Source organism: Mesorhizobium sp. WSM4813, from assembly GCF_055811555.1.
In genome coordinates, this window is sequence record NZ_JBVVQU010000006.1 from 82,752 (window position 1) to 95,256 (window position 12,505).

12 protein-coding genes and 3 pseudogenes are annotated in these 12,505 nt (G+C 60.9%); 8 read left to right on the forward strand and 7 right to left on the reverse strand.

Translation table 11 applies throughout. The features are described from left to right. The first annotated feature begins 60 nt into the window (after positions 1-60). On the forward strand, positions 61-1,422 hold the full coding sequence (locus AC0L25_RS05050; protein WP_473594471.1) for a mandelate racemase/muconate lactonizing enzyme family protein: 1,362 nt from the start codon (positions 61-63) through the stop codon (positions 1,420-1,422). 17 nt (positions 1,423-1,439) lie between these two features. Next, the gene (locus AC0L25_RS05055) at positions 1,440-2,639 is read left to right on the forward strand and encodes a mandelate racemase/muconate lactonizing enzyme family protein (protein WP_473594472.1); all 1,200 of its coding nucleotides are present in this window, start codon (positions 1,440-1,442) and stop codon (positions 2,637-2,639) included. Positions 2,640-2,864: 225 nt separating this feature from the next. Here the strand turns inward: AC0L25_RS05055 and AC0L25_RS05060 are convergent, their stop codons facing one another. Together AC0L25_RS05060 and AC0L25_RS05065 are read right to left on the reverse strand one after the other, a co-directional pair. Beyond that, complete coding sequence (locus AC0L25_RS05060) at positions 2,865-4,751, reverse strand: adenylate/guanylate cyclase domain-containing protein (RefSeq protein ID WP_473594473.1); 1,887 nt, start codon at positions 4,749-4,751, stop codon at positions 2,865-2,867. A 357-nt stretch (positions 4,752-5,108) separates the two neighbouring features. Beyond that, entirely contained in the window at positions 5,109-6,014 is a 906-nt protein-coding gene (locus tag AC0L25_RS05065) for an alpha/beta hydrolase (protein WP_473594474.1), read from the reverse strand. 442 nt (positions 6,015-6,456) lie between these two features. Here AC0L25_RS05065 and AC0L25_RS05070 point away from each other — a divergent pair. Then, positions 6,457-7,016: pseudogene (locus tag AC0L25_RS05070) on the forward strand (helix-turn-helix domain-containing protein); the annotation flags it as partial. Positions 7,017-7,018: 2 nt separating this feature from the next. Here the strand turns inward: AC0L25_RS05070 and AC0L25_RS05075 are convergent. Beyond that, complete coding sequence (locus AC0L25_RS05075) at positions 7,019-7,516, reverse strand: cupin domain-containing protein (RefSeq protein WP_473594475.1); 498 nt, start codon at positions 7,514-7,516, stop codon at positions 7,019-7,021. Between the two features lie 87 nt (positions 7,517-7,603). Here AC0L25_RS05075 and AC0L25_RS05080 point away from each other — a divergent pair, with 87 nt between their 5' ends. Continuing rightward, on the forward strand, positions 7,604-8,209 hold the full coding sequence (locus tag AC0L25_RS05080; RefSeq protein ID WP_473594476.1) for a TetR/AcrR family transcriptional regulator: 606 nt from the start codon (positions 7,604-7,606) through the stop codon (positions 8,207-8,209). A 672-nt stretch (positions 8,210-8,881) separates the two neighbouring features. Here AC0L25_RS05080 and AC0L25_RS05085 read toward each other — a convergent pair. Both AC0L25_RS05085 and AC0L25_RS05090 read right to left on the reverse strand, forming a co-directional pair. After that, a pseudogene (locus tag AC0L25_RS05085) lies at positions 8,882-8,926 on the reverse strand (hypothetical protein); the annotation flags it as partial. A 22-nt stretch (positions 8,927-8,948) separates the two neighbouring features. After that, entirely contained in the window at positions 8,949-9,095 is a 147-nt protein-coding gene (locus AC0L25_RS05090; RefSeq protein ID WP_473594477.1) for a DUF3072 domain-containing protein, read from the reverse strand. Positions 9,096-9,226: 131 nt separating this feature from the next. Between AC0L25_RS05090 and AC0L25_RS05095 the strand changes: the two genes are divergently transcribed. Beyond that, on the forward strand, positions 9,227-9,409 hold the full coding sequence (locus AC0L25_RS05095) for a hypothetical protein (protein ID WP_473594478.1): 183 nt from the start codon (positions 9,227-9,229) through the stop codon (positions 9,407-9,409). A gap of 320 nt (positions 9,410-9,729) precedes the next feature. Here AC0L25_RS05095 and AC0L25_RS05100 read toward each other — a convergent pair whose 3' ends face one another. Together AC0L25_RS05100 and AC0L25_RS05105 are read right to left on the reverse strand one after the other, a co-directional pair. Further along, positions 9,730-10,152 carry a hypothetical protein gene (locus AC0L25_RS05100; protein ID WP_473594479.1) on the reverse strand — a complete coding sequence of 141 codons (423 nt, stop codon included), beginning with the start codon at positions 10,150-10,152 and terminating at the stop codon, positions 9,730-9,732. A 155-nt stretch (positions 10,153-10,307) separates the two neighbouring features. Next, positions 10,308-10,428 (reverse strand): annotated as a pseudogene (locus tag AC0L25_RS05105) (transposase); the annotation flags it as partial. A 613-nt stretch (positions 10,429-11,041) separates the two neighbouring features. On the opposite strand from AC0L25_RS05105, the gene AC0L25_RS05110 reads away from it, so the two are divergent. From AC0L25_RS05110 to AC0L25_RS05120, 3 genes are all read left to right on the forward strand, one after another. After that, positions 11,042-11,734, forward strand: coding sequence for a cytochrome P450 (locus tag AC0L25_RS05110; RefSeq protein ID WP_473594480.1), 693 nt, complete (start codon positions 11,042-11,044; stop codon positions 11,732-11,734). 242 nt (positions 11,735-11,976) lie between these two features. Further along, positions 11,977-12,210: a hypothetical protein gene (locus tag AC0L25_RS05115; RefSeq protein ID WP_473594481.1), complete on the forward strand. Its 234-nt coding sequence runs from the start codon at positions 11,977-11,979 to the stop codon at positions 12,208-12,210. A 12-nt stretch (positions 12,211-12,222) separates the two neighbouring features. Continuing rightward, positions 12,223-12,468, forward strand: a complete 246-nt coding sequence (locus AC0L25_RS05120; RefSeq protein ID WP_473594482.1) for a hypothetical protein — start codon at positions 12,223-12,225, stop codon at positions 12,466-12,468. The last annotated feature ends 37 nt before the right edge of the window (positions 12,469-12,505 follow it).

Genomic DNA, 12,505 nt, shown 5'->3' on the forward strand with positions numbered 1-12,505 from the left:
ACCTCTATGCCGGCCAAGCATGCTGGCGACAAACCCTGCCGACCACAACGAGGATAAGCCATGCCAAAAACGCGGGGGGCCGACGAGGCGCTTAATCGGGTAAACACCAACTCCAAGCCGTCCGACCTTCGCATCACCGACATGCGGGTAGCCGAAATCGTCGGCGCGCCGTTCACCTCAACGCTCATCAAGATTTACACCAACCAGGGCATCGTCGGGCTTGGCGAGGTGCGCGACGGCGCCAGCGCCACCTACGCGCTGATGCTGAAGAGCCGGCTGCTTGGCGAGAACCCCTGCAACATCGACCGCCTGTTTCGCCGGATCAAACAGTTCGGCGGACACGGCCGGCAAGGCGGCGGCGTCTCGGCGATCGAAATCGCGTTGTGGGATCTCGCCGGCAAGGCCTATGGCGTGCCCGTCTACCAGATGCTCGGCGGCCGGTTTCGGGAGAAGGTGCGCCTCTATTGCGATACCGACGCTACCGTGCCGAGCGGCACCGAGACCGGCAAGCGCCTCAAGCAGCGCATGGCGCTCGGCTTCACGTTCCTCAAGATGGATCTGGGGCTGATGCAGATCGCCGATGTCCCCGGTGCGGTCGTCTCCCCTGCCGGCTCACTCGAAGGGTACCGCGTTCATCCCGGCCGCGGCCCGGTCAAGAGCCTTGAAGAGCGGCGCGCCCGCAACGCCGCGTACGATTTGCACAACGTCGCCCACCCATTTACCGGCCTCCACTTTTCCGACAAGGGCCTCGATCTGCTTGAACAGTACATTGCCGAAGTTCGCGCCGTAATCGGCATGGATGTTCCGCTCGCCATCGACCACGTCGGCCACATCTCGCTGCAGAACGGTATTCGCCTGGCCAGGCGAATTGAAAAATACGTGCCAGCCTGGCTCGAGGATGTGATCCCATGGCAGTACACCGACCAGTACCGACAACTGCAAGGCGCCACCACGGTGCCGATCTGCACCGGCGAGGACATCTACCTCAAGGAGGGCTTCGAGCCTCTGCTCAAGAGTGGCGGCCTTTCCGTTATCCACCCAGACCTGCTCACCAGCGGGGGCATTCTCGAGACCAAGAAGATCGGCGACATGGCGCAGGACCACGGCGTCGCTATGGCCATCCATATGGCAGAAAGTCCAATCGCCGCAATGGCCGCGGCACATGTCGCGACCGCGACCGAAGACTTCATGGCGCTCGAATACCACTCTGCCGATGTCGACTGGTGGGACGATATCGTCACCGGCGTTCCCAAGCCGCTTGTGAAGGATGGCTTTATCACTGTTTCAGATAAGCCAGGCCTGGGGATCGACGACGTCGTCGACGAGGTGATCTCGCGGCATCTGCAGCCGGGTGTCACCGGCATCTGGCAGCCCACGGATCACTGGGACAACGAGTATTCCTGGGACCGCACCTGGAGCTGAGGCGAAAAGAACTGAAGATGAAGATCACCGATCTCCGCTGCGCCGTCATCGGCAAACATCCCATCGTTCGCGTCGTCACCGACGAGGGCCTCTATGGCCTGGGCGAGGTCGAGTACACCAAGCCCTACCTCAAGCCCTGGGTCCTGCATTTTCGCGAGGCGCTGATCGGCGAGGACCCAACTAACGTCGAGCGCGTGATGATAAAGATCCGGCAGCGGGGTTCGTTCAAGCCCTATGGCGCCGCCGTCAGCGCCATCGAGCACGCCTTGTGGGATATCGCCGGCAAAGCTGCGGGCGTTCCGGTCTACAAGCTGCTCGGCGGCAAGGTGCGCGACAAGGTGCGGGTCTACAACGGTTCCATTCGCAAGAAGAGAACCGGCGACAAGCCCGACGATTATGCGGCCGACGTCAAATGGATGAGGGAGCGGCCGGAAAACTTCTTCATGGTCAAGCAAGGAATCTCGTTCCACTCCAACATGAAGGACACCATTGAGGGCTTCCATTACGGCGTGACGCAGAAGAAGGCCGGCTATCACGGTGCCATGGATCAAGGCGTGATCAGCGAGCGGGGTTTCAATCACATGCTCGACTGCGTGATCGCGATGAAGGAAGTGCTGGGCGACAAGGTCAGCCTGGCGCTCGACTGCGGCCCCGGCTGGATGCTGCCCGATGCGATCAAGTTTGCTCGCGCGGTCGAGAAGTACAATTTGATGTGGCTCGAGGACATGCTGACTGGCGACTATGTGCCGTGGGTCAATCCGCAGGCCTATCGGGAGCTGACCACCTCCACCTCGACGCCAATCCATACCGGCGAGCAGATCTACCTGCGCCATAATTTCAAGGAGCTGATCGAAACGCAGGCGGTGCGCGTCATCGGCCCCGATCCTGCCGATATTGGCGGCATCGCCGAGCTCAAATGGGTCGCCGAGCACGCCCATATGCACTCGATCCTGATGGCGCCGCACGGCACGGCGAACGGCCTGCTCGGTCTCGGCGCGTTGATCAATGTCTGCGCCACCTTGCCCGCCAACTACATCGCCTTCGAATACCCGAGCGCCTCCGATCCCTGGTGGGAGGACCTTGTGATCGGCCTACCGTCGCAGATCGTGAAGGACAGCATGGTGGACCTGCTGGAAGCGCCGGGGCTGGGCCTCGATATCGACGCGGAAGCAGCCAGGAGGTACCTCGGGGAAGACGATGCGGGTTTCTTTGACTGAACCTCCTCTTGCGCCACCCTGCACCACGCGGACCTCTTCACGCAAATTGGCATCCGGAATGACCGTTTCGGGGCCGGAAAGCGGACGGGCAACTTCGAGCCTCGGAGGTTCGGAAGCGGACATTGGACCGACCTGACGGATACGGAAACAGCGATTGAGCAGATACATCTGAATTTACGCCACTGCGATCGGACTACCGCAGTCGTCAGGAAAGCTCGCTGAAGGCTACTTGAGACACTCGGGAAGACGTTTTGGATCAGTCATCTTAGTCAATTGCTCGTCGGAGGCGCATGGCGGGAAACCGGCCAGAGGCAAGGTCGCCAGGTAGCGCTCGCGCTCGGCGGCGCTGATCCCAGGTGCGTTGACCATGCCCTCGACGGTCATATCAGGGTAGCTCTTGAGCGCCTCCTTGACCGAGGCTTGCGCCTCTTCGATCCGGCCCGCGCCTGCGAGCGAACCGCTACGCACCATCCACCGCCACTTGTTAAAGTTGTCAGGTGTCAGGCCTTCCGTCATCTTCAGAGCATCGTCGTATCGGCCGACCATATAGTAAGCATAAGAAAAGGGACCTGAGGTCCACATCGGATAGTTCGGGTCGAGCCGGATCACCCGATCGACCAATTCGGCACCACGTTCCGGTTCGCCGAAAGCTGCCGCCCAGCCGGCATAGAAGGTCAAGATTTCTGCCGAACCGGGGGCAAGGCGTACGGCCGTGTCCAACTCGGCCTTGGCGCGCGCGATGTCGCCCCGATCGCCCAAGCTCATGCCGAGCGCGGCGTGAGCCTCAGCGTCACTCGGATCCAGCCGCACTGCACGTTCGGCCGCATCGGCAGCCGCCTTTGTCCCAGCCTCGGGATTGACGCCGAAATTCGCCAACAGGCTGTGCGAATGGTAAAGTTCGACCCAGGCCCGGGCGAGCCCGGGGTCGAGTTCGACGGCGCGGGTGAGGAGCGTGATGGCCTCCTCGATATCCGCTTTGGTGACCCGCTCAAGCTTCTCGGTGCCAAGCAGATATAGCTCGTAGGCGTTTAGGTTTTTGGGCGATTTGCGTTTGGCCGCGGCCCGGCCCGCCTCCTGGATCAGCCCCGCGCCGCCGCCGAGCCGGTTGGTGACCTGTTCGGATATCTCGGTCTGGACGGCGAACACACCCTCGGTAGGCCGATCCCACCGCTCCGACCACAGATGATTGCCGGATTGCGCGTCGATCAGTTGCGCAGTGATCCGGACGCGACCGCCCTGGCGCTGGATCGAACCTTCGAGCACATAGCCGACATGGAGCGCTTTGGCGACCTCCCGGGCATCCACCGGCTTGCCCTTGTACACTTCCGTCGAATTGCGCGCCACGACCTCGAATTCCGGGAAGCGCGCGAGGTCGGAGATGATGTCCTCGGTGAGGCCGTCGGCCAGCCTTCCAGTAGCCTCGTCGCCCCCATAATTATCAAATGGCAGCACAGCCACCGATGGCCTAGCACTCTCTGTTACCGCCGGCCAGAATTGCAAGGCCGCTGCGGCGCCAAGCAGAAGGGCCACGCCCACCGCCATCCCCACTAGCACCCATCGCGGGGGAGACCGTATTGAGCGACGGCGGATGCCCTTTTTTACCAGTGTTATGCGGAAAACCTGCACCGGTTCGGTGACGTTCTTGACCTTCTTTTCGCCCAGAGGCTCGAAACCGAAGGCAAGCTTCTTCTCGACCTCCTTGGCCACCTTACCTGAGACACAGATACCACCGGGTTCTGCCAATTGTTCGAGGCGGGCGGCAATATTGACCCCCTCACCGTAGCAGTCGTTACCGTCAATTATTACTTCGCCAAGATTTATTCCCATCCTCACCAAGATCTGCTCGGTCTCGGGAAGCGAGGCGTTGCGCTCAGCTAGGCCACGCTGCAACGACACGGCACATTCCACGGCATCTACCACGCTGGCAAACTCAGCCAGCAAGCCGTCGCCCATGAGCTTGAAAATGCGACCGTGGTGCCGCGCAATCTCTGGTTCGAAAAGCTCTGTGCGACCGGCCTTCAGCCGCGCAAAAGTGCCCGCTTCATTACGCTCCATTTGAGCGGAATAGCCGACCACATCGGCAGCCAGAATGGCAGCAAGCTTGCGGTCCATTTCTCAGACCCTGCCTTCGACTGAATAGTAGACGGCATCCGTCGAAACGTAAAGGAGACCGACATTGCGCAGGTAAGGCGGTTCGCTACGCCGACGCTGGTTTCTGGTCCGAGCTCATCATGGCAACGCTCCGCACTGCCGCAACTTTGCGCTGCGGAGCCTTCGTCCACAGGAGCCGTTTTACCGCGCCTCATGCGCCACAGTAGCGTCCGCTTTTGGGCGCCATGACCTCGACCAAGCGGTCGCCCGCGATGCCAGCTTTCAGGAAACGGCAAAGCTGCCCTATGCGACCGAGATTGGTCAATGCTTCCGGTTGCTGAACGGGAACATTTCGCCAGCAGTTGCCTCACCCGAGGGCTATAAATAGTCGCGGACAAACATGCCCGCGCTGTGAAGAGCGCGCCAACCGGCACTCAATCCTGCATTCCAAACCGGCCAGGCATGAATCATATGCGGCCAAATTTCGAGGCGTACATTGACGTCAGCCGCGCCAGCGGCTGCCGCGAGCCGAGTTGCGTCCGACAACAGCGTCTCGGCCGAACCGACTTGTATCAGCATTGGGGGAAATCCGCTCAGATCGGCGAACAACGGCGAGATCCGGGGATCGCGCCGGCCAACGACATGGGAGGCATAGGCGGTCGCCAGTTCCTCCAAATACGCCCGGTGGATGATAGGGTCGATCGCGTCCTTAGTTGTTAGTGTCGCGCCGGACATCGAAAGGTCCGTCCAGGGGGAAACCAGCCAAAGACATCGCGGCAACCGCTCCCCTGCCGCGCACAATATACTGACCAAGCACAGGGTGAGGTTGCCGCCCGCACTGTCTCCGCCAACCACGATGCGATCCGGCGCGATCCCTTGCCGGCTCAGAAAGCGCCACGCGGTGAGTGCGTCTTCATGTTGCGCAGGGAAAGGATGTTCCGGTGCGCGTCGATAGTCGATCGCGAGGGTGCGCATTCCCATTGCTCGACCTGCCTCGGTCACCATTCGACGATGACTTTTGAGAGAGCCGGAGCAGTAGCCACCACCGTGGAAAAAGATCAGAACCTTATCGCTGTCACTCCCAGGCGCTAGGGACCACTCGCCCCCGAGGCCATCGAAAACCACATCCTCGCATCGGATGTCGTCCGCAATCGGCCACACCGAACCAACCTCATCGAGCCGTGCCCGGCGTTCGTCCCAGCCCACCGGTCGTGGCTTTGACGTCAACAACCTGCGGACGGCGTTGATCTCCGTCAGATCGAGCTGTTCATCCACATCGCTCATTTTGCATTCCTACCCCATCAAGAAAACCGGCGGACAGCAGCAGCCATATGAGTTTTTCGTTACAATTGCGGCATGGCGAATACACGGACGACAGGTCGCCCACAAACCCGCTCGTCATCTTTTAGCACTGCGCCCCGCACATGGTCGAATATGCCGCTTCGGGTTCGTTCTACGACCCCTTATCGGACCAAGATCCTCCTCGTTACTGGCGCCTGCAGCGGGCCCGGGCGCAACACCGCACTCAGCATCGGACGCCGCGGCGGTGACGTGTTCTCACCTACCATAGCCGGAGCGAGGACGCTTGAGCTGTCTCCGGGGAGGCAGGCAATGGGTTGCAGGGCGGGAGCGTCTGCTCCTTAAATTTGAGTTTTCAGAAGGTGGTCCATTCGGGCGCGACCGAGGAGACTGGAGTTGCCACGCTTCAGATTCCTCGGGGGACCGAATGAACATTCATAAGAATGCCCTTCTGACGCCGCTGCGTCGAGAGGAGATGGCGCTTGCGGTCGTGAAAGGCGACCTCTCCCAAGCCCAAGCAGCGTTGAAATTCGCGGTGACGGCCAAGGTTGTGAAGCGGCGGGTCGAGCGCTACAAGGCCGAAGGCCGTGCCGGCATGGTCGACCGCTCGTCGCGGCCCAGGCGGCTGTGGCCGATCGGGTCATTGCGTTGCGTCGCCAGCGCCTTACGGGCAAGCACATTGCAAGTGTGGTCGCCGTCTCGCCGGCGACGGTGAGCCGGGTGCTGGCGCGGGGCCGAACTGTCGCGGCTGAAGGATCTTGAGCCAGCAGAGCCGGTGCGTCGATATGAGCGTGACGAGTCGGGCGACATGATCCACATCGATATCAAGAAGCTTGGCCGTTTCGACCGCATCGGCCATCGCATCACCGGCGATCGCACCAAAGCAATGACCGGACTTCCCGTAAAGGCGGCGTAGGTTGGGAGTTCGTCCACGTCTGCATTGACGATGCCTCCCGCATCGCCTTTCGCCTCATAGCGGTGACGGAGCCTTAGGTGGCAGCTTCGCGGCGGGCCGAAACCAGCCCATACCGGGCACAGAGCTCGGTCACACTTCCGGGATCCATGTCGAGCTCGTACTTCCGGAGTAGCCCGGGCATCTTGGTTTGATCGGGCCACATCGCCGCGAGCTCTCGGAAGTAGTTCTCGAATCCCGCAGGAGAGATCAGCTCGATGATCTCGCACGGCTCGTCACCAGCGTTCCAGAAGGTGTGCCACTGGTTGCGCGGCTTGAACACCCAGGTACCTGGTTCAGCGGTGACGACATCATCGCCAAGTAAAGCCGCGAGCCGGCCGGTGAGAACATAGGAATACTCGTCTTCCCGATGATGCCGATGAAGCGGCGCCGCCAGCGCATGAGGGGCAAGAGGGTGGTGAACCACTGAGAAGCGCTTGTCGCTCGCTGCGCCGTCAATTTTCCAGTGGATACCGAAACCGCCAATTGCGAAAGAGTCGCCGGCACTATGCGGGATAGTGATGGGGGCAGCCATGGCTCCCTCCTTGGCTGATGATCGGTGAACGTTTATGTTCACTCATCGATAAACTCGGATTCGGCTCTCGTCAAGATGAGTATTCACGTGCGTTCACCGAAAGTGCCACCTCGGCGCTACACCCTCAAGTCCCGGGCCGACAAACAGGCTGAAACGCATCGGGCACTCACGCGCGCGGCATCCGAGTTGCACCATACCGTGGGGCCTTCGCGAACCACGATCAGCGCGATAGCCGAAAAGGCCGGGGTGCAGCGCCTCACGGTGTATCGCCACTTTCCCGACGAGGAGGCGATCTTCACCGCCTGCACCGCCTATTCGTTCGAGCTCGATCCCCCGCCGAGGCCAGATACATGGATCGGCATTGAGAACCCGCAGGAGCGCCATCGGACGGCGCTCAAGCAGCTCTACGGTTACTACCGCCGCAAGCGTCAACTCCTCGCCAACCTTTACCGCGACGCCGAGATGCCAGTGGTAGCTGCTGCGCTGGAGCGGAGGCGTACGCTTCTCCAGCGAGCAGCGGAAATACTGCATGCCGGCTGGAAGGTAAGTCCAGCCCGGCTCCGATTCTTCAGCGCAACCCTCGCCCACACCCTCGAGTTCTCGACCTGGTTGTCGTTCGCCGAGGGACAAGGCCTGTCCGATGCTGAAGCCGTTGAGCTTGCCGTCAGTCTCGTGACATCATCGGCGCGCTGAATATTACAGTTCGTGCGCGTATCGGGCCGCACCTGTTCGCGTCGTAATGACAGATCAGACGCGGCGTGCCGAATATGAAACGTCGCTTTGGTCGAAACGGTGTCCCCACGGTCCGCCCGGGTAAGGATTGCCGCGATTGCCTGATCTAGCACTGGACCGACCCTTTGACGATGCTCATCCACCTTCCCCAGCTTGCAGCATTTCTGCACCGGAGATGCCGCAGGCACCGAAGTGCCTCCAGCCAAGTGCTCCATATGAAACAAAAAAACCCGCCGCACAGGAGAGCGACGGGTCGATCAGGCGGTCACCGAGCGCGGGGTGCGTCGGGGGTGGGGGCGCCGGTGCGGGGTCGTGAAAAATTATAGTTGTTGCCGCCTGCGTGGCGTCTAGCAACCGGCGGTTGGCACCTCACGGCACGGCGGGCTTTTGTGGCGTTTTGCCCATAAGGAGAGGAGGGTTTCCCGGTCGCCCATGCCTTCCGGCAATTGAGCGCTTGAGAGCGAGCAACCTGCTTTTGCGGCGCGACAATGAAGCTGCGAGCGTTGCGTCAATCAAGATGAGAATGCTGGCGGGTTAGAGCGCTGGGAGGGCGTAGCCCGACTGTAGTTTCAACGGGCTGCCTTTTCGGGGGCGTTTGTCTGGTGATCGCGGTCGACCGGGTATGCCGGTGGGCTAGAGCTTCAGCTTTGCCCTTAATGCGTCGATGCGCTTGGAAGCCTCTGCCTTGCTGAGGTTCTCTTCAAGCTTTCCTCATCCTCCGCCTGCTCACATAGGGTTTTAGGTACGATGCTTGCGACGGGGTCATCGGATCCTCGCCGCTCACCCATTCATCGGGATCTTTGTCGACATTGGCCGAAGCATCAGTTTTGGCGCGCGGGTCTCCCATGGCAATCTCCTATCGTATTAGGAGGAAATGCCTTTGATCTCTTTTTATTCCTTAGCGGACTTGGCTTTTTGACCGTTGTGAGCACACTGCAAATGGTGGTTTGCATTTTGCACACGCTGGGAATTTGAACCATGTCGAGCGCGATCGCCTACTATCGGGTCTCAACACAAAGGAGGGTCGGTCTGGCCTCGGCATCGAGGCGCAACGCGCTGCCGTTGCCCGCTTCGCCGAAACCGGGGATTGCAATCGTCCTGGAGTTCACCGAGGTCGAGACAGGAAGGGAGCAGACGCGCTCGATCGGCGCCCTCAACTGATAGCCGCCCTCGCCCTGACCAGCATGTTGTGCCGGGTTGCCTTCCCCAGCGTGTCGATCGAATCGTGCGCCTATGAGAACGAATAAGGAACACTTCTTGAACGTCAAGACGGCTTGTGGAGTCCTTGCACAATCTGAAGTGAGAATTCCGATGAGCGACGAGCTGATCTGCCTACCCGGAGCAATGGAGCCAGTCACGCGCCCTGGCATTCAGCACCGCCGGTGCGAGCATCCCGGCTGTGGCAAGCATTGTGGCGTGGGGCATTGCGAAGCCGCGGCAGACCCCACGCTGGTTCTGTTTCGAGCACCGCGTTGCTTACCTCATGCGGGCATCAAATCGATGACCCGCATGATCGCGACCGCACTGCTCGTGTTCTGAGTGCCTTCTGTCGTAGCGCCTTTAGCGCAGGCCCAAACATCACCCTTCTTGACTGTAAACGTTTCTTTGTTGTGAACGACCGAAAGTTCTCCCTCAGTCATGTGGCAGAGCATGTCGTTCGTCATCATGTTGTCTGGCGTCTTCGCGCCGGGTTGGATAACAACGTCGCGTAGCATGACCGTTTTATAAGCTGGTATGACCGAAGCCCGCTCACCAAGCGCTACAACTTTGACGCCCGGGCCGACCTCCTTACCCTCATCGGGGCCGTAAGTCTGTGCGGCGGCTGGGGTCGCCCAAGCGATCAGTGGCGTTGCGGCCACTGTAAGACCGAGTGCAAATGTGGATCTACGATTGACGGCTTCCATTGCTTCCTCCCTATCAAAAGTTGGTCGGAAAGGTAGGCCAACAAATCAAGGATGAGCCGTTGCGGCCCAAAGTCAACTGATCTTCCGTTGGGTTTTGAGCCTAATCTGATGAAGGTCGAACTGACATATTTCCCAGTGCCAGGCTTTGCCAGTAACAGTCGCGCATTCTCCTCCTCCAGCGTCTTCGGCCGCTTCGCCTCCGACACCTCCGTATTTCGCTTTCCATTTGTAGATGCTGGCCTCGCTGACGCCGTGCTTGCGGCACAGATCGGTCACCGGGAATATCAGCGACTGTGCTGGGTTGAGCACTGGTGCCCCGAGGGCCGAGAATATAACGATCAGGTTTTTGAGAACGGCAGTGCGCTGTCCATGCGCCGCGGAATGCTCCCCTCGGCGATCACGGGAATAGTAGAACACTACCGCCGGCGGATCGGCGCCGCCGACGTGATCGCGCACATAGCCTTAATCGGCCGGTATCGGTCTTGCCTTGGCCTGCGGGCGCCGGCTGATTTCCGACACTATCGCAAAATCTCCATAGCCTGCGATCTTAAGAGTCCAATCCTTATCAGTCGATACGGGCTCAAAAAAACAATACAATGGACCGTAGCGACGCGTTTCTCGCTTCGGACTCGCCCTCACGAGAGCTTCGCTCGCGACCCTGCCAACGCAGGGAGCAGAACACAGGCCCGGATACTCAGATTCCCGCCGAGGACCTTCAGCCTTCTGGCGCAGAAATATGCTCGGCCAGACGACCCTGAGCACCGCCGCCTGCGCGGCCTCGTTGACCAGGCGTTTCAGCGCCAAACGATCGAGGCCATGAAGCCGATGGATCACGCAAATAGCCGATCGGCTTCTCGACAAGATGGAGGAAAGACCGGAGGTCGATCTCATGGCCGAATTCTGTCGCGATCTGCCGCTTTCGGTCATTTGCGCGATGCTCGGCCTGCCGGAGCAGGATCACGATCGGTTCAAGAACTGGTTAGGCGGGCTGAAGGACACTGCCAATATCGGCGCGATCATCCGCGCCATTCCGGGCGTGATCCGCTTTGTCCGCTATCTTCGCAGCGTCTCGCGATCGGGGGGCAGTGCACTGCCTGACCGTTTGATCGCCGCGTTGCGCGATGCCGAGACCGACGGGCAGAGGCTCAGCGAGGACGAACTTGTCTCGATGATTTTCCTGCTCTTCGGCGCTGGGCAGGAAACCACAACTCATCTGATTTCCGGCGGGCTCCTCGCACTGGTATCGCATGAAGATCAACGCCGCAGGCTGCAGAGCGAACCAAGCCTGATGCCCACCTGCGTCGGGGAGTGTCTGCGCTACGTATCACCGGTTCCTGCCAAGTTCGAGGATCCCCACCGTTTCGACATCACGCGCCACCCGAATCCGCACCTCTCCTTCGGCACAGGCGTACATTTCTGCCTCGGATTCCAACTCGCTCGGGCGGAAGCCGCAGTAGCGTTCGAACGCCTTGTCACGCGCTTTCCAGACATGCGCCTCGACACTAGCGGGCGGAAAATCGAGTGGCGCAAGCGTCTTGGCATCCGCTCCCTCGCACAGTTGCCCGTACGACTTGTGGCATGAGGTCTGTGCCGCGGTCGACTGCATCCAACGTCACCGCGCTACGGTCGCGTTTCCGGGTTTCCGGCTGGCGCCGCGGATCGTGCCCGGTGCTGCGCAATCGTCGCCGTCGAACGGCCATGTCGCAAACCGCTTCACCTGGCGTTCGCATCTCAAGCGTCGGCGGTGGAGGCGAGTCAGACCCTGCAGGCCTGGGCGAAGGACACGGGGGATGTGACGCTCCGCATGCGTCCGACGACATCGCCATGCTGGCGGCACTGCATGACGATGCCGGCATGCCGTTCCTGCGCGACCGCGCCTTCCGCGCCGAATTGCTCGGCTGGATGCGGCTGACGCGCTCGCATCCGCGCTACGACGCCCACGGTCTCAATCGCGATGCGCTGCGTATGAGCGCGCTGGAAGGATTTGGCGCCAAGGTTGTCCTCGGCAGAGGCCTGTTCGAGGCGCGATCGACGGGCTGGGTCTCGGCAAGCCCCTGACCGGCGAAAAAAGTGCTACACCGTCCGCGAGCGGAGACGCCTGTCGCCTCCAGCCGCGCTTTCTACCGGTTCTGGCTTGACCTGAGCCGGCCCGGGTTTGCAGCCTGGCCGGTGGCGGCGGTGGCCGATCATTCGCAAAGTGCCGAGGTTGGCAGCCGGCATTTCGCCATCCCGGCCGAGCGGCGGCTGATCAATGTGCTGCGGGCCGGAATTGCCGGGGCAGTGCCGAAACGGGCGTGGCTGCCGGTTCAAGGCTAAGCGTATAAACAGGCCGGCGCTTGGCCGGCCCGTTTAG